The sequence below is a fragment of the Aurantibacter sp. UH7 genome, from assembly GCF_056839165.1.
Map to the genome: position 1 here is coordinate 2,076,896 of NZ_CM166388.1, position 22,567 is coordinate 2,099,462.

The 22,567-nt window shown below is 34.7% G+C and carries 18 protein-coding genes and 1 tRNA gene; 10 read left to right on the plus strand and 9 right to left on the minus strand.

From position 1 onward, the window contains the following. Window positions 1-5 precede the first annotated feature (5 nt). Window positions 6-1,277, plus strand: a complete 1,272-nt coding sequence (locus tag UH7x_RS08830) for a TRAP transporter large permease (protein WP_482363361.1) — start codon at window positions 6-8, stop codon at window positions 1,275-1,277. Between the two features lie 187 nt (window positions 1,278-1,464). On the opposite strand, the gene UH7x_RS08835 is transcribed toward UH7x_RS08830, so the two are convergent. Together UH7x_RS08835 and UH7x_RS08840 are read right to left on the minus strand one after the other, a co-directional pair. Next, window positions 1,465-2,448, minus strand: a complete 984-nt coding sequence (locus UH7x_RS08835; RefSeq protein WP_482363362.1) for a Gfo/Idh/MocA family protein — start codon at window positions 2,446-2,448, stop codon at window positions 1,465-1,467. Between the two features lie 9 nt (window positions 2,449-2,457). After that, the gene (locus UH7x_RS08840; RefSeq protein WP_482363363.1) at window positions 2,458-3,825 is read right to left on the minus strand and encodes a Gfo/Idh/MocA family protein; all 1,368 of its coding nucleotides are present in this window, start codon (window positions 3,823-3,825) and stop codon (window positions 2,458-2,460) included. 179 nt (window positions 3,826-4,004) lie between these two features. Between UH7x_RS08840 and UH7x_RS08845 the strand changes: the two genes are divergently transcribed. Together UH7x_RS08845 and UH7x_RS08850 are read left to right on the plus strand one after the other, a co-directional pair. Beyond that, window positions 4,005-4,076: transfer RNA gene (locus UH7x_RS08845), tRNA-Arg, on the plus strand. A gap of 68 nt (window positions 4,077-4,144) precedes the next feature. Beyond that, window positions 4,145-5,551 carry a sulfatase family protein gene (locus UH7x_RS08850; protein WP_482363364.1) on the plus strand — a complete coding sequence of 469 codons (1,407 nt, stop codon included), beginning with the start codon at window positions 4,145-4,147 and terminating at the stop codon, window positions 5,549-5,551. A 5-nt stretch (window positions 5,552-5,556) separates the two neighbouring features. Here the strand turns inward: UH7x_RS08850 and UH7x_RS08855 are convergent, their stop codons facing one another. The 5 genes from UH7x_RS08855 to UH7x_RS08875 form a co-directional block, all read right to left on the minus strand. Then, complete coding sequence (locus tag UH7x_RS08855) at window positions 5,557-6,972, minus strand: c-type cytochrome domain-containing protein (protein WP_482363365.1); 1,416 nt, start codon at window positions 6,970-6,972, stop codon at window positions 5,557-5,559. A gap of 5 nt (window positions 6,973-6,977) precedes the next feature. Then, entirely contained in the window at window positions 6,978-7,880 is a 903-nt protein-coding gene (locus UH7x_RS08860; protein ID WP_482363366.1) for a beta-propeller domain-containing protein, read from the minus strand. Window positions 7,881-7,932: 52 nt separating this feature from the next. Next, window positions 7,933-9,357, minus strand: coding sequence for a DUF1501 domain-containing protein (locus UH7x_RS08865; RefSeq protein WP_482363367.1), 1,425 nt, complete (start codon window positions 9,355-9,357; stop codon window positions 7,933-7,935). Window positions 9,358-9,377: 20 nt separating this feature from the next. Next, window positions 9,378-12,350, minus strand: a complete 2,973-nt coding sequence (locus UH7x_RS08870; protein WP_482363368.1) for a PSD1 and planctomycete cytochrome C domain-containing protein — start codon at window positions 12,348-12,350, stop codon at window positions 9,378-9,380. A 98-nt stretch (window positions 12,351-12,448) separates the two neighbouring features. Further along, the gene (locus UH7x_RS08875; RefSeq protein WP_482363369.1) at window positions 12,449-13,156 is read right to left on the minus strand and encodes a hypothetical protein; all 708 of its coding nucleotides are present in this window, start codon (window positions 13,154-13,156) and stop codon (window positions 12,449-12,451) included. Between the two features lie 701 nt (window positions 13,157-13,857). On the opposite strand from UH7x_RS08875, the gene UH7x_RS08880 reads away from it, so the two are divergent. The 7 genes from UH7x_RS08880 (at window position 13,858) to UH7x_RS08910 (ending at window position 21,230) form a co-directional block, all read left to right on the plus strand. Next, on the plus strand, window positions 13,858-15,306 hold the full coding sequence (locus tag UH7x_RS08880; RefSeq protein WP_482363370.1) for an arginine decarboxylase: 1,449 nt from the start codon (window positions 13,858-13,860) through the stop codon (window positions 15,304-15,306). A gap of 85 nt (window positions 15,307-15,391) precedes the next feature. After that, on the plus strand, window positions 15,392-16,333 hold the full coding sequence (gene speB, locus UH7x_RS08885) for an agmatinase (RefSeq protein WP_482363371.1): 942 nt from the start codon (window positions 15,392-15,394) through the stop codon (window positions 16,331-16,333). Then, entirely contained in the window at window positions 16,323-17,297 is a 975-nt protein-coding gene (locus UH7x_RS08890) for a deoxyhypusine synthase family protein (RefSeq protein WP_482363594.1), read from the plus strand. Before speB ends, UH7x_RS08890 begins: the two co-directional genes overlap by 11 nt. 12 nt (window positions 17,298-17,309) lie before the next feature. Continuing rightward, window positions 17,310-17,633: a hypothetical protein gene (locus UH7x_RS08895; protein ID WP_482363372.1), complete on the plus strand. Its 324-nt coding sequence runs from the start codon at window positions 17,310-17,312 to the stop codon at window positions 17,631-17,633. A 72-nt stretch (window positions 17,634-17,705) separates the two neighbouring features. Next, window positions 17,706-19,232: a GNAT family N-acetyltransferase gene (locus tag UH7x_RS08900; protein WP_482363373.1), complete on the plus strand. Its 1,527-nt coding sequence runs from the start codon at window positions 17,706-17,708 to the stop codon at window positions 19,230-19,232. 36 nt (window positions 19,233-19,268) lie between these two features. After that, the gene (gene rimK, locus UH7x_RS08905; RefSeq protein ID WP_482363374.1) at window positions 19,269-20,639 is read left to right on the plus strand and encodes a 30S ribosomal protein S6--L-glutamate ligase; all 1,371 of its coding nucleotides are present in this window, start codon (window positions 19,269-19,271) and stop codon (window positions 20,637-20,639) included. Between the two features lie 90 nt (window positions 20,640-20,729). Further along, window positions 20,730-21,230: a hypothetical protein gene (locus tag UH7x_RS08910; protein ID WP_482363375.1), complete on the plus strand. Its 501-nt coding sequence runs from the start codon at window positions 20,730-20,732 to the stop codon at window positions 21,228-21,230. Window positions 21,231-21,303: 73 nt separating this feature from the next. On the opposite strand, the gene UH7x_RS08915 is transcribed toward UH7x_RS08910, so the two are convergent. Beyond that, window positions 21,304-22,005, minus strand: coding sequence for a tetratricopeptide repeat protein (locus tag UH7x_RS08915; protein WP_482363376.1), 702 nt, complete (start codon window positions 22,003-22,005; stop codon window positions 21,304-21,306). A 137-nt stretch (window positions 22,006-22,142) separates the two neighbouring features. Further along, window positions 22,143-22,514 (minus strand): hypothetical protein, encoded by a 372-nt coding sequence (locus tag UH7x_RS08920; protein WP_482363377.1) that lies wholly within the window; start codon window positions 22,512-22,514, stop codon window positions 22,143-22,145. Window positions 22,515-22,567 lie beyond the last annotated feature (53 nt).

Consider the following 22,567-nt stretch of genomic DNA (forward strand, 5'->3'; position numbering starts at 1 on the left):
AAGAAATGATTTGGATACTAGTACTTGTTTTTGCCATCTGTTTAGTACTTCGTTTTCCAATTGCTTTTTCTTTGGGATTAGCCTGTTTAAGTTATTTATTAATAAAGGGAATACCCTTAATCATTGTGCCTATGAAAATGTATTCAGGCATTGATGTTTTTGTATTGTTAAGTGTCCCTGGATTTATTATGGCCGGTAATTTAATGAACCATGGTGGTCTAACTGAAAAAATAATTTCATTTTGTAATCATTTGTTAGGTCATATTAGGGGTGGACTTTCTTTAGTGAATATTGGAGCGTCTATGCTTTTTGCCGGCATTTCGGGTACTGCAATTTCTGATACTGCAAGTATGGGTTCTATTATGATTCCCGCAATGAAGAAAGAAGGTTATGATACTGGTTTTTCTTGCGCTGTTACGGCAGCATCTTCAACTGTTGGGCCAATTATACCTCCAAGTGTGCCTATGATTATAGCGGCTACGCTAAGTGGTTTATCAGTAGGAAAATTATTTTTGGCAGGTGCTTTACCTGGATTGCTTTTAGGTGTAGGATTACTTTTTACAGCATACTTTATTTCTAAAAAGAAGAATTACCCAAAACACGAACGTAGTAGTTTAGGTCAAGTGGCTCGTGGGTTTGTAGATACTTTTTGGTCGTTACTTATGACTTTCATTATTCTTTATGGAATTATTGGAGGAATTTTCACCCCAACAGAAGCCTCTATTATTGCTGTTTTATATGCATTAATTATTGGTGTTTTCGTTTATAAAAAATTAAACTTCAAAAATATTCAAGTCGTAATATTAGATAGCATGAAAACATCAGCATCTTTAATGGTGTTGGTGGGTTTTGCTAATTTGTTTGGGTATATTCTAATTACAGAGCAAATTCCGCAAACCATATCCAGTGAAATTTTAGGCTTTACTACCAATAAATATGTTGTGCTTTTGCTTATTAATCTCTTATTGATAGTTGTAGGTACTTTTATGGAGACCATAGCAGCACTTTTAATACTGTTTCCTATTTTATTGAAAGTTGCAGTGGCTGTTGATGTTGATCCTATTCACTTTGCAGTGATTGCTGTTTTAAATCTAATTATAGGATTAACAACCCCACCTGTAGGTGTTTGTCTTTTTGTTGCTTCTAGCATTGGAAAAATATCTATTGGGGAAGTCGCCAAATCAGGATTTCCATTTCTAATCGTCAGTTTTGTTGTATTAATACTAGTAACGTTAATTCCTGAAATTTCGCTATGGCTTCCGGGTCTATTTAACTAATACTACATTTATATTATATCTTAATACGTGTAGTTGTTAGTATTAAGCAATACTAATTTCTACATTCACCAGTGAAAGAACATTCGCCCTATCATCGATATACAAACTATTTAGATAATATTATCTTGAGGTTGTACAACTGGTAATAAGGCGAGCGTCTACATAAATATACTTTTATTAAATGCTTTTAGATTTGGTCGAGGGGAGTTACATTTTCCCATTGTCCGCTATTGACTGATCTTTCTAGTGCTTCAAGGACCGTGACACAATACAAAATACTTTCATGACTTCGAGGTTCTTTTCCAGTTTTGAACATCTCTACCATATCAACATAGCTTTTGCCAGGTGATTTGTCTTGAGACTTCGCTTGTAACTGAATAATTCCTTCCTCAGTTTCAATGTGGGTTGACCAACCATATTTTTTAGTTGTAGATACAAGTGTAACCAACATGCCATTTTCAAAGACTAAACTAGCACTGCTATTTTGTCCATTTACCTGCACTTGAACTTTTTTCACACTGTCACCGAAAAGATATAAAACAGGTTGCACAATATGAGCACCATAAAAGAAGATACCACCATATTCTGAATCTAATTTTACAGGGCCATAACGCACTACCTGATTGATTTCTTTGTAATCTTTTAGTTGTTCTTTTATGTCAAAAGTCTCGTAGCTATGTGCAATGGAGCTAAAAGAAGTAACAGGAGTTCCATGTTTTTTAGCCAGTGCCAAAAAGGCTTTTCCTTCCTTTGCACGATAGCAAAATGGTTTGTCAATAAAAGTTGGGATACCAGCTTTTATGAAAGGAATAGCAGGTTCTAAATGGAATTTTCCATGCCTATGGTCAACAATTAGTCCGTCGATTTTTCCCAACATGTCGTTTGGGTCTTTTACCATTTTAGGAATATTTCCTTTTTCCATGGCAATTTTGGCAAATTCTTCAGTTTCGCCCCAAACATATTTAACTTCCATGCCAGGGAAAGCCTTGTCAATGTTGAAGAGTTTTCCAAATCCAGCAGTATGTGAATTTTCTGCGCCTATAATACCAATTCTAAAAGGTTTGGTCTTAGAACTAAATTGAGAAAAAAGTGAAACGGGGCTGGATAAAGCGATGGCCGAAAGCGCTGTGCCTTTGCTTAATTTATTTATAAATGATCTTCTGTTCTGCATAGTTTAATTTTATAATTTCATTTCCCATCCGTTCTCATACTGGCGACTCCATAGTTTTTGGGCATCAGCGTTATTTTTTATGTGGCCGTTGGAATTGTCAATGTCTAATGTTTGTCCCACACGTTGTGCAATATTGCCTAGCTGTACTAACAGCGTACTCTTATGTCCAGAATCTACATCTGCATTTAAACTTCCGCCATTACGAATACCTTCAAACATATTCTGTATGTGTAAGGCATCTAGCTTTTCTGCTGGATTACTTTTATTGCGAGGGTCAATAATTTCCGTTGGTTTAACTTCTTTTACTATATTTCCTTTGAGGTCGAATTGGGTATAACTATTGCCACCAGGAATTAGTATACTGCCATTTTCTCCATAGAACACAACACCTACAGAGCTGCCTTCTATTGGTTTGCCATTGCAACTTCTACCTTCCCAAGACATGGTTTTGCCCTTATCGAAATCGAGATTAATTACTTGCGTGTCTGGTGTTTCCCAATCATCATTATAGCGATATCTTCCTCCATTTGAACTTACCTTTGTAGGATATTCAGCATCCATTCCCCATCGTAGTAGGTCAACCATATGTGTGCCATTGTTTAATGCTTCACCAGTACCCCAATGCCAATGCCAATGCCAATTATAATGAACTAAATTGTCTTTAAAATTCTTACGTGGAGCCGGACCTTGCCAAAGTTCCCAATTAAGCCAATCTGGCACTGCTGTTTCCTTGCCTACACCAATAGATGCTCTATTATTTGTATACCATCCTTTGCCGAAATAAACGTTCCCGATATCACCGTTTTTAATAGCGTTTATTCCACCAATTACGTTTGGCCAAGATCTTCGTTGGTTACCCATCTGCACTATTTTGTTATATTTAATAGCTGCTTCAACAAGAATTTCGCCTTCCTTTGGGTTGTGACTACATGGTTTTTCAACATATACATGTTTGTCCGCTTGCATGGCTAAAAGCGATGCAGGTGCGTGCCAATGATCAGGTGCAGCAATTACCAATACATCAACATCTTTACTTTCTAGCGATTTACGAAAATCAGTAAATGTTTTTACTTTATTGTTTTGTCGTTCTTTAAGGCCAGTTAGGCAATTTGTAATGGCCCTACTGTCAACATCCGAAACATGAATAACATCGCAATTGTTTTGACTAGCAAAGTTTTGAGCTAGCGCATTTCCACGACTGTTGACTCCCATTACTGAAGCATTAATCCGTTCGTTCGCACCAATAATTTGACTATAACTTTTAGCGCTAAATTGTGGCATGATACTGCCTGCCAAAAAAGCCATTGAGCTTTTTTTGATAAATTTTCTTCTGGAATCCGCTGGACTTGACGATAGCTTTTTTTCTTTTTTTTGCATGATATATGGTTTGAATAAATCTCTGTACTATAGTAGTACAAGATACTAAAAGGTATTTGTATCTTGAGGGGTCGAAACTAGAATATCACAAGTAAATTAAAATTTGATAAACTAGTGCTAAAATGGTGTTATTGGGCTTTAATACTGTTTGAATTATTTTATTTTAGTAGGCACTATTTGGCCCCGTAGTTCAATGGATAGAATAGAAGTTTCCTAAACTTTAGATGCAAGTTCGATTCTTGCCGAGGCTACTTTGTTTTACTTTTCGTTTAATGGTATCAAGCACATTAATTATTTAATAGAACTAAAATTAGGAGGTATGATTAAATTAAAAGCAGTAATCTTATTTTTTGGAATTCTATTAGGAGGTTTTGCGCATGCACAGACCTCTAAAAAGCCAAATATTATTTACATATTCACAGATCAACAAAATGCTTCGATGATGAGTTGTGCAGGAAATAAATGGTTACAGACACCTGCAATGGATTACATTGCGAAAAATGGAGTGCGTTTTACACGTGCATATGTTACTAATCCGGTTTGTACACCTTCGCGAATGAGTTTGATGACTGGTCGTTTTCCTGCAGCATTCAAAGATGATAAAGGAAATAGGGTTTATGAAAATTGGGGTGCTATTCGAGTTTCTGAAATATCTGACGAAGTAAAAAATACTACGATTGCTTCATGGTTAAAAAAAGCAGGTTATGATTTAGTATTTGGAGGAAAACAACACCTTCCTAAACCGCTTTTACCAGAAGCCCATGGCTTTACAATTATAAGTGAAGATGAAAGATCAGAGCTTGCCAAAGACGCGGCAAACTTCATCAATAGCAAACCAAAGAACCCTTATTTTATGGTAGTTTCGTTAATAAACCCACATGATATTTGTTATATGGCAATTCGCGATTTTGCAGAAACAGACCATGAGAAAAGGCTCATTACAACTGGGGTACAAGAAGTATCAACTTTAGATAAAGCACTAATAAAACCAAAAGGAGTATCAGATGCGGAATTTTATAAATCGTACGCGCCACCTTTACCACCGAATTATGAGCCACAAGAAGGTGAGCCTAAAGCAATTCAAGCACTTTTAAATCAACGTAATTTCAGAAAAAAAGCAAGAGAAGAGTATACGGATGAAAATTGGCGAATGCACCGATGGGCATATTGTCGACTAACCGAAACTGTGGATCAACAAATTCAAACAGTTCTTGAAGCTGTAAGAGAATCAGGAGAAGAAGAAAATACCTTAATTATTTTTTCGTCTGATCATGGCGATATGGATAGTTCACATCGAATGGAACATAAATCTACGCCTTATGAAGAGTCTACCAATGTTCCTTTTTTAATGATGTGGAAAGGAAAGATACCTGCAGGAGTGGTTGATGATAAACATTTGATTTCAAATGGACTCGATTTGCTTCCAACTATAACTGATTATGCAGGCTTAAAAGGCACATCAGACCCGAGAGGTTTGAGTATAAAGTCGTTAATTGAAAATAAAATCAATTGGAGAAAAACACTAGGAGTGGAAACTGAAGTAGGCAGAATGATTGTACATGAGGATGGATATAAATTTATTCGTTATTTCGGTGAGGAGACTGAGGAACAATTATTGGATTTAAATATTGATCCGTATGAGACAAAACATTTTACAGAAAGTTTAGAGCATGCAGATATACTCACTAGCTTACGTGCCAATTTCGAAACTGTTTGGTTTGATTAACTTTTTTAGAGGCCTGGCGCTCTCTTGTAATTAATGTTAAGGTTTTTATTTTCGTTCTGAAGACGTTTTACAAGAGAGTCGTTTACATTAGATTGCCAAAGGTATATTGTTTTAAGGTGCGGAAATTTTGAGTTTATTTCTAGTATTCCATCGGCCACATGCGTTTTGGATAAATTAATAGATTCTAAATTTTTAAGGGCAAAAAGTTGTTCTAGTCCTTTATCAGTAATAGCATTATCACGAAGATTTAATTTCACCAAATTTTCTAAATGGCTTATTTTTTCGAGATGGTTATCATTAGCGTTGGTGTTTGCAAGGTTTAACCAGATGAGTTGTTCTTTCAATTCAATAAGTAATTCTAAATCTTCAGACTCCAGGTTTCGTTCACTTAGGCTGAAATTAGCATCTATAAAGTTATTGTTATTCATTAAGCGATTGATAATAAACCCTCGATTTCGTAAGGAATCCACGATAGCTTCATTTGGTGCGCTTACAGTTTTATTTAGCACATTGTTTTTGTCCAAACCGAAGTAATTAGTTGCTAACGAAACTATTTTTTTGTCGGTATCGATTTCAGTTAGATATCCGTTTTTTGGAGCTCCTGTTGTAATCCAAAAATCAATGATTTCAACTTCCTCATCAGTAAGTGGTCTTTTACCTTCAGAGGGCATAAAATCATCATGATTTTCGGGTAAAGTAATTCTTCTAAATAATTCACTTGCTTCAGAATCTCCAAGAATAATGACTTCACCGTTTTCACTTCCTAACATCATATCCTGATAAGAAGTTAATAGCAGGTCACCTTTCTTTTTTCCACTGTTATGGCAGCTAGTGCATTTGCTGTTCATCATCGGTTGAATAAGGTCCAAATAAATGTCGGCAGAGTCAAGTACAGTAACTTTTTTTCTTGGGATAGCTTTTGGTTGAAGTCCCGCAATACTGCGAACAGTATTTGGGGCATATTCTAAAAGATAGGTTTGACCATGGGTTAGATTTCCTCCTTTATGACCAGTGAATGTAATCAACATTAGTACAAGAAACGAGAAAGTCCACTGTGTGAAATTATTAATTTTTATGGAGGATTTTAAAAGATAAAATATGGCAAGGGACAAGATTAAAACTCCAATTCCACTCCATTTGTGCCAGAATAAAGTATCAGCATTATAATCTCCAGAAAGTGAAAGAAAATAACCAAAAAGTACTGTGACAAATGCACCGATAGCACCTAATCCCCAGATATAAATAATAAACGGTTTAATGGGGTTAAATTTTGGCCATCGAGTTGCGAATTGTGCAGTAATAGCTAGTAGTAAAAACCCTATTGGAAGGTGCACTACCAAAGGATGAAACCTTCCTAAAAATTTTAGAAAATCCGGTGGATTTTCAAGAAGGCCATTAATCATCAATATTTCCAATTCCATTACTATTATTTTAACGGGTCGTTTTTCAGTTTCTTCCCATTAGTAGTTAAGATTTGAAAATGATGTACTTTGTAATCAGTGTATGACCATATTAGATTTTTGTCGTTATCTATTTCAAATAGTTTAATTCCATCTTTAGCACCATAACTCGCGATTACAGTATTACCGTTTAATAATCTTTGAGCTCCACAAGGGTCAGCAAACGGATTTTCTTCAAAATCTTCGTTTGAGACTTTCCATATTACGTTGCCTTTTTCATCCAGCTCTACAATTTTATTTCCGTGGGTTAGTGTAACTACGGTGTTTCCATTTTTTAGTCGAATTGCTGTAAAAGGCCAATTTTCATCTGCTCTACCACCTAACTCAATTTTATCTGTTTTAAAAGTATTAACAATAGTGCCATCAGGTTTATATTCTTTTACTGCAAAAGCCAGCAGATGAGGAACAAGATAGTTGCCATTATCTAATTTGCGTGCCATACGTGTTTGCATGTGAACATTGTTAGTTTCTGGTTGTAATGGTGTGCTTTTAACGATCATTCCTTTTTTATTGACTTCGATAATTCTAGGATTGTCACCCGATTCAGTAATCATGGTGTTGCCGTTGCGAAGGCGAACTGCTGTGCCCAATTCCATTGATTTTTTTATTCGCGTGTAACTAAAAACTACTTTCTTATTTTTATCAAACTCCTTAACAACATCTGCCCAACAAATTAATATATTACCATTTTTAAGTACATAGCCATCTCTAGCTTTAGGCTTTTCAGCATCCCATAAAACTTCACCAGATTCACCAATAATTCCGGTGAATTGCGGGCCCGCCATAAAGAAGGAATGTTTTACTTCTGAAGTACCTTGCCCAATTAAAAACAAAGGAGTTATTAGGATTATTACAATTGCTAATTTCATTTTAAGTGGTTAAATTATTTATCCTAATACTTTTACTCTCAATAAAGTGCTGCTACGCTAAAATATCTTTCATAACATGGCCGTGAACATCAGTAAGTCTCATATCGCGTCCGCCAAAACGAAAGGTCAATTGTTCATGATTGATACCTAGCAAATGCATAATTGTAGCATGTAAGTCGTGTATTGTAACTTCATTTTCAATAACGCGATATCCATAATCATCAGTTTTGCCGAAAATTGTACCACCTTTTATTCCAGCACCGGCCATCCACATACTAAATGCCGAAGGATTATGGTCTCGTCCATTTGAACCTTGTGCAAATGGAGTGCGTCCAAATTCTCCCGTCCATACGACGAGTGTTTCTTCCAGTAGCCCTAGCGATTTTAAATCTTTAAGCAATCCAGCAATAGGTTGATCAACAGCATGCGCATTTCGTTCATGGCCATCTTTTAAATTATTATGTTGATCCCATCGATCTGCAGCTACTTTTGGGCAAGTCAATTCAATAAAACGAACGCCACGTTCAACTAATCTTCGAGCTAATAAACATTGTGCGGCATAGCCTCTAGTATGAGGGTCGTCGGAATCCATACCATACAATTTTTTTGTTGCTGCAGATTCCGATGAAAATTGTGTGAGTTCAGGAATAGAAGATTGCATTTTATAAGCAAGCTCATAGTTCTTAATAGCAGATTCAACGGCGTCAACTTCGCCCATTTTGCCAATTAAACTATTGTCCAATTCTTTGATATAACTTAATTTTTCCTCTTGAAGATTTTTAACTGCTTCTTGAGGCGAAATATTCGCTACTGGTTCTGCACCGGCTCGTAGTACAGATGCTTGATACGAGGCTGGTAAAAATCCATTTTTAAAATTATCTAATCCGCCAGGTGGAATTAAACCACCATCTAATACAACATAACCAGGAATGTTTTTATTTTCACTTCCTAGGCCGTAGGTCATCCATGATCCCATACTTGGCCTTCCTTGAATCCCACTTCCAGTATGTAAAAAATAATTTGCATTCGTGTGTTCTGGAAAATTGGAAGTCATCGAGCGTATAAGAGCAAGGTCGTCTACACAGGTAGCTATATGTGGAAAAAGTTCACTCACTGGAATTCCGCTTTCACCGTGTTGTTTAAACTCCCATGGACTCTTTAATATCTTTCCGACATTATCAAATTGGGTGGCATCTACTTTGAATTTTTTTCTTGGGTCTTCGCCATTTTCCTTAGCTAATCGTGGTTTAGGGTCAAATGAGTCTACTTGTGAAACACCGCCATCCATATATAAAAAGATAACATTTTTCGCTTTTGGTAAATAGTGCGGTCCAAGATATAAGTCTGGTGTATTTATTATGTTCTTAGGTCGGTCACAACCAAAAGGTAAGGCGCCAAATAGACTCGTGAAGGCAAGTGCACCAAAACCACCTTTGCAGATGCCGAGCATTTCACGACGTGATAGGGGGCGTTTCATAAAATTATTATACTTGCCCATTAGATTAGAAATATAAATTCTTTTAGATTAAATATGCTATGACAGAAATCTTTCCAAATTTCGATTTCTTTGGATTTTTCATTTTCTGTATTCGGTCTCATTTTTTCAAGTTGAGTTATAAACTGCTGTGCATTTTGTAACTCTTCTGCATTGGGTTTTCTTGAAAATGTTCGTTTATAAATCCATTCAATTTTCTTGTTAAAATTCAATTCTTTTTGAGCTAGTAATTTTTTGGCCATTAGTTCGGCTTGTTCAGCAATAAAAGGGTCGTTCATTAAAGTTAAAGACTGTGCAGGAACGTTTGTTATGTTTCGTTTGCCAAATGTGCTAAATGCAATAGGACGGTCAAATGTTACCATCATTGGGTCTAGAAAGTTACGCCGAACCTCTTGGTAAATACTTCTTCGTCTGGCACCGTCTAAAGGCCCAGATTCGTTGGGTCTACCTCGGCCTTGCATAAATTCGGTTAAATAGGTTTTCACAGGCGGCCCATACATAGTTGAATCAAGATTTTCAGTGGCTACTAGAATGCCATCGCGTATAGCTTCAGCCTCAATTCGTCGAACAGGAAAAGAAGCTAAATAGTTGTTGGTCGGGTCTTTTTTAGACAGTTCTTCACTTCGAATTGTGCTTCTTTTAAAAGTATCGGTAGTAATAATTTCTCTAATTAATTTTTTAATCGACCAACCATTCTTCTGGAAATTAACCGCTAGATAATCTAATAGCTCTGGGTTAGTTGGAAGCTTGCCCTGCAAACCAAAATTATCTACTGTTTCAACAATACCTTTGCCAAAAAGATGGTGCCAAATTCGATTGGTTATCACCCGCGAAGTCAAAGGATTGTCTGTATTTAGCATAGCTTCGGCTAATTCCAAACGTCCGCTGCCTTTTGAAAGAAAAGGAGTATCGCCTAAAGGTAGGGCTGACAAGAATCTACGTGGTATTTCACCTTCTATTAAATCATTGTGATTACCTCTATTGAAGATAGAACTATTTATTGCTTTGCCTTCGGTGATGCCATAAAAGAAACCGTTACCCTTTAATTTTTTAATTAAATTTTGACTGCTGTCTTGTACTTCTTTTATTTCAGGAAAGTTTGTGGGTAATCGTCCATTATTTATTGCAGTGTTAAGTTTTTTCACAGTGACTGGTGATACATCAAGGTTTGCGAAATCTAAATTTGGTTCAGATGAGATAGTATGAATACGTTCCATTTCTGACGGCCAAATAGAATCGAAAACAACTGTATATTCAGCTTCAATATAGGCATCTTCAGGCAGGTTGTAACTATGTCGATTATATCCACCAGGTAGAATTTCGATATAAGCCTTGTGACCCTTCCATGGACTTATATCAAAAACATAATCTTTCCAATTTTGATCATCAATCTTATGTTCTAATTCCCCATAAATAGGATTTTGTATCATTTGAAAATTGTCAATAATAATACGAACACTACTGTTTTTCCCTCGTGCCTTAACACCAATAAAATTTTTATCTAGTACGAAATTTGGGGATTGTAAAATTCCAAAAATTCCTTTACCTAAAGACTTGCTTGATGCTCTTCCATTGTCAAGCGCTATTACTCTAGTTGAAGTCTTATCTAGTAATAGGTCACCAAGTGTGGTTTGTTTGCCAAAAGCGAGTCCTTTTGTCATCCAGCCATCAAAATTTGAGTTTCTAAAGTCTCCAACACTTTTGTAGTTTGTAGGATTTATGGATGTTGTTATTTCTGAAGCGCTATTTGGAATTAATTCTTTAATAGGCAGTTCAGACCATTTGACTCCGATTGTGTTTTTGATGTAACGTTTGAGGTCATCAACTTCTTTAGCAGTCTGTTTTGTTTCATTAGAAATATCTGCGATAGGTCCTAATCGAGAACTTTCCATAATACCGTAAAAAGCATAATAATCGGCAGCAGAAATAGGGTCGAATTTGTGATCATGACATTTTGCACACGAAACTGTTAGTCCTTGAAACGTCTTACTTGTTACATCAATTAAGTTGTCTATATATGTAGCTTCTTCTAGTTTTATATCTACAGGGCTGTGTTTGCCTTCGCCCATGGCAAAAAACGAAGTGCCCAATTGCGATTCTAAGATTCCAGTTGCTGTATCTATACGTTGCTCAATTAAATCACCAGCCAAATGTTCTTTTAACAGTTGATTGTATGGAATATCAGCATTAAATGCCCGAATAAGGTAATCCCGATATTTATAAGCACCTGTTATTTGAAAATCAAACTCGTGCCCTTTGGTTTCGGCATAGCGAACAAGATCCATCCAATGTCTAGCCCAGCGCTCACCGTATGCAGATGATGCAAGATATCTATCAACCATTTTTTCATAGGCATTTGATGAATTATCAGCAATATATTTTTCTACATCATCTGGTAAAGGAGGTAGCCCTGTAATAAGATAAGAGACTCTTCTAATAAGCGAGTTTCTATTGGCTTCCCGCATTTTTTGCAACCCTTTTTGTAGCAATTGCTGGTCAATTAAATTGTCTATTGTTTTAGTCTCAGAATTATTGTTGTTTATTTCAGGTTTAATAAACGCCCAATGGTCTTTCCATTTAGCACCTTGGTTTATCCACTTTTCTAATAACGCTTTTTCTCGTTCAGTAAGTTTATAATTTGATTCAGGAGGAGGCATTACTATGTCTTGTTCCTCATTATAAATGCGTTTTATTAATTCACTGTTTGATGCATTTCCAGGTATAATTGCATGTCCACCTTCTTTTAAGGCAGCGATTGCTCCTTCATAAGTATCTAGTCTTAGACCAGCTTTTCTACTAGTAACATCTGGACCATGACATAAATAACAATTTTGGACTAAAATTGGACGAACATGAAAATTAAAGTCGACAACATCGGGTAAGGGCTCAGAAAATTCCTTGCTATCTCCACAAGAGCAGAGGGTGAGAAATGATATAAGAAGTATTCCTAAGAATTTAATTGGACTATAATGCACTTGTCAGAATGAGTTTAATCTTCTCTTTAAATATAAGAATAAAAAGTGCATCCCAAATCTCAAAATATTATACTATTTGGTCAAAAAGTAACGATTTATTAACGCTTGGACCAAATTTCATACATTGGCTCTCCCTTACTGTTGTTCCCAGTATGATGCCAATCATTATTCTTCAATTCATACTGAAAATTCAAAGTGGCGCCAACTCTAGAATTATCTTTTGAGAAATATTGGATTTTTTCTGTATAGGTGCCATTATTCGAGGTGAAAGTTCCACCACCTGTACCATGAAATTCAAAAGTATCGGTGTTGTAAGCAATCCATTGAAATCTACCATCTTTAAGAAATTTCAATGTTTTTCTGGCACTTTTAGCACCTCTACGCTCTTGTCCAGTATCGGGGCCACGTGTAGCAAATAACCATTGCCCATCAAGTTCTTGAGCCTGGGTATTAGATTTATTCAAAATTAATCTAGGATTAGTGCCCAATATCAATTGGTTGTTCTGTGATGAAAAAGGAATTCTCAAAGTTTTTATATTATCGCCTGCGAAATTTGAATTGAATTCGAGCTTAACTTTTAACTCAGAACCTTCAATAATATAAAAACCACCTTCAGTTTTAATAAATCGGGCTGGAGATTTTTCGTAAATACTATGAATCATATATTCATCAGTAATTTTAACTTCATGTATAACATTATCTAAGTCCGAAATATATACACCCGAATTTATCTGAGCAAAAGCATTTATGCTAAATACTAGGCAGCATGTAAAAAGCAACAATTTAAAAAATTCTTTAGAATACATAGTCCTTGTTATTTTAATAGATAGACTCAAATATAGAGATTTGATTATAGCTATAATACTAAACATAGTATAGGTTATAAATATGTATTACTATTTAATAGTTGAGCACTAGTTTAGTAAGTTTTGTTGTTCGGGTTAATTGTTCTAGAAGAATTTGATGTTTTACGTTGTAAAAGGGAATGCTTTTTTATACAAAATTGGTTTAAATTGAGCCTTTTTATAAGGGAATAAAGGTTTTATTGAATTTATTTTTAAGTAATCACAAGTATTTAATGTGTTGAAAAACAAACTATTAAGTAGTTGATTCTGAATTTTGATAAGATTTTTACACTTTTAAATTGTATTTTTTTTGAAAAGTGTTGCTTATTCGAAAAATTTGATTTGTTTTGCCATGTCAAATCGAAACAACAACGATTTGCTTTTTTAGCGATAGCTGAACATTATGAACCATGTTTCTATGTTCGGGTTATGGGGAATTAAGAAGTCAAACCTCATGACAGCCCATAAGATGGGTGGCCGAATTTTAAAGCTAACTTCTGTAGTATTTGAAATAGTCGGCAGTCAGCACGATTATTTTTTCCTTCCTACTACTCAAAAGCAGATACTAATCTGAGATAGAATTTCATTGCAATTTTTTAATACTTAGCAAACATACTTGCTATAACAATTGTCGAATTTTCTATTTTAATTAAGTATCAGTAATGAACACAAAATATATTGATCTAATCGATCAAACCTATGAGTTTCCTCAAGAAGAGTTTACACTAGAGGGAGAGCACTTACGTTTTCACGGAATTGAATTAAACGAATTGGTTGCACAGTATGGTAGCCCATTAAAATTTACCTATTTACCAAAAATTTCGGAAAACATTAATAAAGCTAAAAATTGGTTTTCAAATGCTATTGAAAAGCACCAATATAAAGGTGATTATAAATATTGCTATTGTACCAAGAGTTCTCATTTTCAACATGTATTACACGAGGCTTTAAAAAATGATATTCATATTGAAACTTCTTCTGCGTTCGATATCAATATTATCGAGCAACTTAAAGAAGCTGGAAAAATAAAGAACAACACTTTTGTAATATGCAACGGTTTTAAGCGTGCACAATACGTGGAAAATATAGGTCGCCTAATTAATGGAGGCCACCGTAATTGTATTCCCATAATCGATAATTACGAAGAAATCGATTTGCTTTCAGATGTTATAAATGATGATTTTCAAGTTGGAATTAGAATTGCTTCTGAAGAGGAACCAAAATTCGAGTTTTATACTTCTAGGTTGGGTATTGGCTATAAGAACATTGTGCCGTTTTATGAAAATCAAATTCAGGGGAATGATAAAGTAACGCTTAAAATGTTGCATTTTTTCATTAATACTGGCATTAGAGATAACGCTTACTATTGGAATGAATTGGCGAAATGTCTTAAGGTATATGTGAAATTGAAAAAGGTATGTCCATCATTAGATAGTTTAAATATTGGTGGTGGATTTCCTATTAAAAACTCCTTGGCTTTCGAGTATGATTATCAATATATGATTGATGAAATCATAAATCAAATCAATATCACATGTGCCGAGGCAGATGTGCCAGTGCCAAACATTTTTACAGAGTTCGGAAGTTTTACTGTTGGTGAAAGTGGCGGAGCTATTTATGAGATTTTATATCAGAAGCAGCAGAATGATCGTGAAAAGTGGAATATGATTGATTCATCTTTCATTACTACATTACCTGATACTTGGGCAATTAATAAACGTTTTATCATGCTTCCTATTAATAGATGGAATGATGAATATGAGCGCGTACTTCTTGGAGGTCTTACTTGTGATAGTGATGATTATTATAACAGCGAGCAAAACATGAACGCCATTTATTTGCCGAAGTATAGACGTGAGAAACCACTTTATATTGGATTTTTCAATACTGGAGCGTATCAAGAAACAATTGGTGGATTTGGTGGTTTACAGCATTGTTTAATTCCGCAACCAAAACATATATTAATAGATAGAGATGCAACTGGAAACGTAGTAACTACATTGTTTAGTCCGCAGCAAAAATCTGAGGATTTAATGAAGATATTGGGCTACGATACAAATCTAGGAGCAGTTGAAAAAGGGCTTGATAAAGCAGTTTTAATAGAAAGCTAATCTATAACAGATACATTGCTCGATATTGTTTGATAAATGCAGTATCGAATTACAAATCAAATATTTTAAATAACAATTCACAAAAATGAAAACAACAAAGAATTACGCAGGTATCGCTGACGAATTCGCGCAGTTAGAAACTGCAAAAATAATTTTAATCCCAGTGCCTTATGATGGTACGAGTACTTGGGGTAAAGGAGCTGATAAAGGTCCAAATGCATTTTTAGAAGCTTCAGAAAACATGGAGCTTTATGATATTGAAACGAACACTGAAGTTTATAAGCAAGGTGTACATTTAACCAGTCCTATTGTGGTAAATGTTTCGCCAGAAGCTATGGTTAATGCGGTGCATAACGCAACAAAAGATTATATAAAACGGAATAAATTTGTAACATTATTTGGGGGAGAACATTCCGTTTCTATTGGCTCAATTAGAGCTTTTAATGAGTGTTTCGATAATTTAACTGTATTGCATATAGATGCTCATGCAGATCTTAGAGAAACATATGAAGGCACAAAATACAATCATGCATGTGCGGTATTTGAGGCTAGTCAAACCACAAATCTAATACAAGTTGGTATTCGGTCTATGGATGCTATTGAAAAAACTGTGTTGGATGAGGAAAAGACTTTTTTCGCTCATGATATGGTTAACGATGAGTTTTGGCTAGATAAGGTTGTAGAGATGTGCACGGAAAATGTATTTATTACATTCGATTTAGATGCATTAGACCCATCGATTTTACCTGCTACAGGTACTCCTGAACCGGGCGGGTTATTGTGGTACGAAACATTAGAATTTTTGAAGGAAGTTTTTAAAGAGAAAAATGTTGTTGGTTTTGATATTGTAGAATTGTGTCCTAATGAAACGAGTAAGGCGTCAGATTTTTTAGCAGCTAAATTATACTACAAAATGTTGAGTTATAAGTTTGCGGAAGAAGCTGTAGATGATAGTTACGACAATACTTATGATATTGAATACAAACAAAATACGAACCATTCAAAATTTGACGATGATGACATCTAGAGGGCCAATTTCTAATTTTATAGAAAAATATTATTTGCATTTTAATTCGGCTGCTTTAGTTGATGCTGCAAAAGGCTATGAAGACCAATTGAACCAAGGTTCTAAAATGCTGGTTTCTTTGGCAGGTGCAATGTCCACAGCTGAATTGGGTAAGATTTTTGCTGAGATGATACGCCAAGATAAGGTGCAAATTGTGTCTTGTACAGGTGCGAATTTGGAAGAAGATATTATGAATTTGGTGGCGCATTCGCACTACAAGCGAGTTCCTAATTATCGTGATTTAACGCCAAAAGATGAATGGGATTTATTAGAGAAAGGACTTAACAGAGTTACTGATACTTGTATCCCTGAAGAAGAAGCTTTCCGAAGAATTCAAGAGCATATTGTAAAAATATGGATGGATTCAGAAGCAAAAGGAGAACGTTATTTGCCACATGAATACATGTATAAATTATTGCTTTCTGGAGTTTTAGAAGAGCACTATGAAATCGATTTAAAAGATTCTTGGATGTATGCAGCAGCAAAGAAAAACCTTCCAATTGTTTGCCCAGGATGGGAAGACAGTACAATGGGTAATATTTTTGCTTCGTATGTGTTAAAAGGGGTGTTGAAAGCAAGTACCATGAAATCTGGGATAGAATACATGACTTATTTAGCAGATTGGTATACCGATAATTCTAAGAATGGTATTGGATTTTTTCAAATAGGTGGTGGTATAGCTGGTGATTTTCCAATTTGTGTGGTGCCAATGTTATACCAAGATATGGAGCGAACTGATACTCCTTTCTGGAGTTATTTTTGTCAAATTAGTGATAGTACAACAAGTTACGGTTCGTATTCCGGTGCTGTACCTAATGAGAAAATTACTTGGGGAAAATTAGATATAAATACCCCTAAATTTATAATTGAGAGTGATGCTACTATTGTTGCACCTTTGATTTTTGCTTACCTTTTAAAAATGTAATTTATTAGAATAATGGACAAACATGCACACCTTAGAAAAGTAATTGTCGATTTTAAAAAATTGACGCCAGAAGTATTGAGGTTAACCGTTGAAAGATATCCTGATGGATACGACGATAGAGATATAATTTCATTTAGAAATGCACATGGTGAGCGAATAGAGGCGGTTGAGGTTCTAACTGAAGACACTAAATACTTAGTAAAAATTAGTGAGAAGCTCGAGTATACTATGGAAAATTATAAAGAAAGCGATTACGATGATTTTGAAGATGATGATCCGGAGGCAGTGGTAGAGCCAGATCCTGAAGATATGGTCGATAATGATGATAACGATTAATAATCAAAAAATAATATTATTAAAACAAACGGGATTTTCTAATTGAAAATCCCATTTTTTATGTCATTAGTCATGAAAATAGAAGAAATAGAAAATATTGAATTAAAGTTTTTAGATCTTGATGATTATCAAGAATTGAAAACAGCTATGATTTCGGCCTATACGAATATGCCTGGCGCATATTGGAAAGAGGAGCACATAGAGTCGTTAATAAAAAAGTTTCCCGATGGTCAGGTAGTTATAAAGATAAATGGCCAATTGGCTGGAGTTGCACTTTCTATTATTGTTGATTATGACGACTTCGACGATAATCATACATATGAACAAATTACGGGTAATTATTCATTCAATACACATAATAATAGTGGTGATGTATTATACGGTATAGAGGTGTTTATTAAACCTCAATTTAGAGGTTTGCGCTTAGGGCGTAGGTTGTACGATTATAGAAAAGAATTGTGTGAAAAAAGAAATCTTAAGAGTATTGTATTTGGTGGAAGAATGCCAAATTTTCATAAATATGCAAAGGAACTTACACCGAAAGAATACATTGCACAGGTGCGAAGAAAAGAAATTCAGGATCCTGTTCTCAACTTTCAGATAAGCAACGATTTTCATCCTGCGAAGGTGATGAAAGGATATTTAGAGGGCGATGCTGCCTCTAATGATTTTGCTATTTTAATGGAGTGGGATAATATTTATTATCAAAAACCATCAAAAAAAGCGGCCACAAAAAAAACGATTATTCGATTAGGACTTATACAATGGCAAATGCGACCGTATAAAGATTTGGAAGAATTGTTGCAGCAGGCAGAGTATTTTATTGATGCCGTATCGGGTTATCGTTCAGATTTTGCATTGTTCCCCGAGTTTTTTAATGCGCCCTTAATGGCAAAAGATAACCATTTGTCTACGCCAGATGCAATAAGAGAATTGGCAAAACATACACAAGATATCGTTCAAAAATTTTCAGAATTCTCTATTTCATATAACATCAATATTATTACGGGAAGCATGCCAGAGATGATTGATGGTAGATTGTATAATGTCGGTTATCTTTGTCGTAGAGATGGAAGCATGGAGCGCTATGAAAAGTTGCATGTTACACCAGATGAAGCTAAGGTTTGGGGAATGCAAGGTGGTACTCAATTAAAGGCTTTTGATACAGATTGTGGTAAAATAGGCATCTTAATTTGTTACGATTCTGAATTTCCAGAATTAAGTCGTTTATTGGCCGATGAAGGTATGGATATACTTTTTATACCTTTTTTAACCGATACGCAAAACGGTTATTCTCGAGTTCGACATTGTGCACAAGCTCGAGCTATTGAAAATGAGTGTTATGTCGCTATTGCAGGAAGTGTAGGGAATTTACCGAATGTGCAAAATATGGATATTCAATTTGCACAAAGTATGGTGTTTACACCATGTGACTTTTCGTTTCCAACTAATGGTATTAAAGCAGAAGCAACACCAAATACGGAGATGATATTAATTGCAGATGTTGATATAGATTTGCTGCGTGAATTAAATCAATTTGGAGCAGTAAGGAATTTAAAAGATAGAAGAAAAGATATTTTCGAATTAAGAAAGAAATAGAATTCTCTAAAAAAGAAGACAGTAAAACAAAAAATAGTGAAAGATTTAAAGATAATTGGCGGAGAAGAGTGGTGTGTTTTTGAAAACCTAGGCGTACCTGCAATTAAGGCTCGGGTAGATTCTGGTGCAAAAACTTCGTCAATTCAAGCAGCAAACATAAAAGTATTTAATAAAGAAGCACAAGAGTGGGTGAAGTTTGAGATAAGCCCGTTACAAGAAAATAGAAGTATAGCTATTGAATGTGAAGCGCGATTAGTTGATCGTAGAATGGTGAAAAGTTCTTCAGGGATTTCTGAAGAGAGACTGGTGGTGCAAACGCCATTAACAATGGGAGGTGAAACATTTGATGTTGAATTAACCTTGGCTAACCGCGATACAATGGAGTTTCGAATGCTTTTAGGTAGAGAAGCTATTAATGAGCGATTTGTTGTAAATCCGGCTTTAAATTATCAAATTCAATCTTTTACAGACGAAGAGGTAAACAAAAAATATAAGTCATATTTTAAAGAAAAAACAGGACTTAAAATTGCATTATTAGCAAGTAATCCTAATTTGTACAGTAACAAAAGAATAATAGAGGCTGCCGAAGCTCGAGGTCATGAAATTGTATTCTTGAATGTAGAATTGGCATACATGAAATTAGATGCACAAGCACCAGAAATTCGTTATCGCGGCGGTAATATACTAACAGAGTTTGATGCAGTTATACCAAGAATTAAACCTTCGGTAACTTTCTATGGCTGTGCTTTAATACGTCAATTTGATAATCTTGGAGCATATTGCCAGAATTCAGCGGAGGCTATTACGCAATCAAGAGACAAATTGTTTGCTTCACAATTGTTTTCCAAGAATGATATCCATATTCCTATTACTGGTTTTGCAAAATCTCCAATGGATACGAAAGACCTTATAAAAATGGTTAATGGTGCTCCATTAATTATTAAGCTATTAGAGAGTACACAAGGTAAAGGAGTAGTGCTTGCAGAAACTAATAAAGCTGCTGAGAGTGTTATTAACGCTTTTAAGAGTGTTAATACAAACATCTTAGTTCAAGAGTTTATTAAAGAAGCAAATGGTCAAGATATTCGATGTTTTGTGGTTAACAATAAAGTGGTAGCTTCTATGCAGCGACAAGCTGAAAAAGGTGAATTTAGAGCAAATATTCATCAGGGGGGTAAGGCCTCAATCATTAAAATTACATCTGAAGAGAAAAAATTAGCATTAAAAGCAGCTAAGGTTTTAAATTTAGCCGTTGCAGGAGTAGATATTATTCGTTCGCATAAAGGGCCGCTTTTGTTAGAAGTAAATTCATCGCCTGGTTTAGAAGGAATTGAAAATGCAACCGGAAAAGATATCGCCAACGCAATGATTATGGCAATTGAAAGGAAATTGAAATTTACGATATAGCGTAAACCTTTAATTTACTTTCTATTTTAATTATAAAGCGCGAATAGGAATTCTATATTCTGCACATTCTAAAATTTGTAACTTAGCTTTATGCGAAGAATACTTGTATTTTCATTAATTTTTATCTCTTTACTTTCTTGTAAAAAGGATAAGAAGGGGCAATTGCCGAATGAGACGAAAATGGTACAATTTAATGTTGAAGATTGGCCTAAAAAATTGGTTGTAAGTCCAGATGCTGCTAAAATATTGAATAAATGGTCGGAATATCAGTCGCTTGAAAGTAGTTTTGAGAGTATTTATACCATTGATAATGCAGAAGATTTATCACTTATTATTGAAGATTTAATTGAGAAGCAAAAAGTAATGGCAGAATCTACCTATCCTTTAGAATTTGATAAGCCTCATATTAAAAGTAGACAAGTGGCCTTTAAAACTTATATATTAAAAACAAAGAGTAGCTTAGAATATCGTTTAGATTTTGATCCTGCTGTGATTGAAATGATTGATGCCTTCAATGCTTTAAGAAATCAGTTTAATGTTATATTAAACAGTAAAATTGATATGGATCTAATTGAAGGAAAGAGTAATTGAAACGTCTATTCTTTATAAATAAAAAAGCGTCAACCATGGTTGACGCTTTTTAGTTAATTCTAAATAAGAAGAATTACTCTTCTGTTGGAGCCTCTTCAGATTCGTTTTTTCTAGATTCCAGAGCTTGCTTACTTAAACTAGCCAGATTAAAATTAGGATCAATTTTTAAAGCTTCGTCAATAGTAGCAATAGCTGTATCAATATTTTTATCTTGGTTGAATTGAGCCAGTGCCTTTAAATGGGTAAAAGCTGCCTTTAACGAAACTTCATACGGTTGTTGTCTTTCATAAAAAGCGTATTTCTGTTCATCATTAACGTTTAACAGGCCGTATTCAATATTTTTGGATGCCCCAGCACCATCACCAGTTTGTATTTTTAAATCGGCCATTTCATATGCTAAATACGCATTAGGTACTCTTTTAAAAAGAACTTCAAATTGCTCTAATGCTCTTTTGGGTTGGCCAAGTGCTTTTAAAGAAATGGCCTTAACTTGTACCGCAAGGTCGGAGTCAGCATCTTGTTTGTCTATACCTATTGTATTTAATGCCTGTAAGTGTTGGTTGTCATTGGCATAGATATAGGCCAAAGTGTCTTTACGTGCTTGTGAAGGAGATAAAATGTTTAAATGCGTAAGCGCATTTATTACTCCATTCATATCACCTTGTAATCTCATTTCTTTATAAAACGATTCGTAGTGCTTTTGTAATTCAGAATTCGTTTGTGCTGAACTTGCAAAACCAACTAGAAATACAAGCGCAATTAATAATTTTTTCATTTTGTTAATTTTTGGTGCGCTAAACTATTAAAATTATCTGGGTAAATCTGTTATAAAACCTTTAAAATTAGCAATCAAAAAGGGATGTCGTTTTTTGACATCCCTTTTTACAAATTAAGTTGGTTATTTATTGAATTTTAAGCAATTGTATATTTAGCTTCTTTATTTTTAAATGACTTTAATAGTCGAGTGTAGATTGCTAAACTTTTAGAATCATTATCGATACAAGACGTTAAAAAATCATTTAGGTTACCAAACAATAGATTAGCGTACAAAATTGGTATTTGTGTATTAATCTTTTTTGGATCATAAGCGTTATCATCAACAACAATATCCATCTCTACTCTGTTTCGATGATAATCAATTGAAACCGATGCCGCATTATAATGGTTTTTTAAAATTGCAACATGGAGACTTTCGTACTTACGTCTAACTCTAGCCTTGGTGCTTCCTGTGACAAGATTTTCAATTTCTTTGAGAATCTTTGTCCTTAAACTTAATTTTCTCATGGCAATATGTATTATGATTATCCAATAAAGTTAGGGGTTAATCGATGTAATAC

Coding starts and splice junctions, on each gene's coding strand:
- UH7x_RS08890 (WP_482363594.1), top strand. CDS start 16,323: ATGACATCTAGAGGGCCAATTTCTAATTTTATAGAAAAATATTATTTG.
- UH7x_RS08860 (WP_482363366.1), bottom strand. CDS start 7,880: ATGAAATTAGCAATTGTAATAATCCTAATAACTCCTTTGTTTTTAATT.
- UH7x_RS08835 (WP_482363362.1), bottom strand. CDS start 2,448: ATGCAGAACAGAAGATCATTTATAAATAAATTAAGCAAAGGCACAGCG.
- UH7x_RS08850 (WP_482363364.1), top strand. CDS start 4,145: ATGATTAAATTAAAAGCAGTAATCTTATTTTTTGGAATTCTATTAGGA.
- UH7x_RS08910 (WP_482363375.1), top strand. CDS start 20,730: ATGCGAAGAATACTTGTATTTTCATTAATTTTTATCTCTTTACTTTCT.
- UH7x_RS08915 (WP_482363376.1), bottom strand. CDS start 22,005: ATGAAAAAATTATTAATTGCGCTTGTATTTCTAGTTGGTTTTGCAAGT.
- speB (WP_482363371.1), top strand. CDS start 15,392: ATGAAAACAACAAAGAATTACGCAGGTATCGCTGACGAATTCGCGCAG.
- UH7x_RS08880 (WP_482363370.1), top strand. CDS start 13,858: ATGAACACAAAATATATTGATCTAATCGATCAAACCTATGAGTTTCCT.
- UH7x_RS08920 (WP_482363377.1), bottom strand. CDS start 22,514: ATGAGAAAATTAAGTTTAAGGACAAAGATTCTCAAAGAAATTGAAAAT.
- UH7x_RS08865 (WP_482363367.1), bottom strand. CDS start 9,357: ATGAAACGCCCCCTATCACGTCGTGAAATGCTCGGCATCTGCAAAGGT.
- UH7x_RS08855 (WP_482363365.1), bottom strand. CDS start 6,972: ATGGAATTGGAAATATTGATGATTAATGGCCTTCTTGAAAATCCACCG.
- UH7x_RS08875 (WP_482363369.1), bottom strand. CDS start 13,156: ATGTATTCTAAAGAATTTTTTAAATTGTTGCTTTTTACATGCTGCCTA.
- UH7x_RS08900 (WP_482363373.1), top strand. CDS start 17,706: ATGAAAATAGAAGAAATAGAAAATATTGAATTAAAGTTTTTAGATCTT.
- UH7x_RS08840 (WP_482363363.1), bottom strand. CDS start 3,825: ATGCAAAAAAAAGAAAAAAAGCTATCGTCAAGTCCAGCGGATTCCAGA.
- UH7x_RS08830 (WP_482363361.1), top strand. CDS start 6: ATGATTTGGATACTAGTACTTGTTTTTGCCATCTGTTTAGTACTTCGT.
- UH7x_RS08895 (WP_482363372.1), top strand. CDS start 17,310: ATGGACAAACATGCACACCTTAGAAAAGTAATTGTCGATTTTAAAAAA.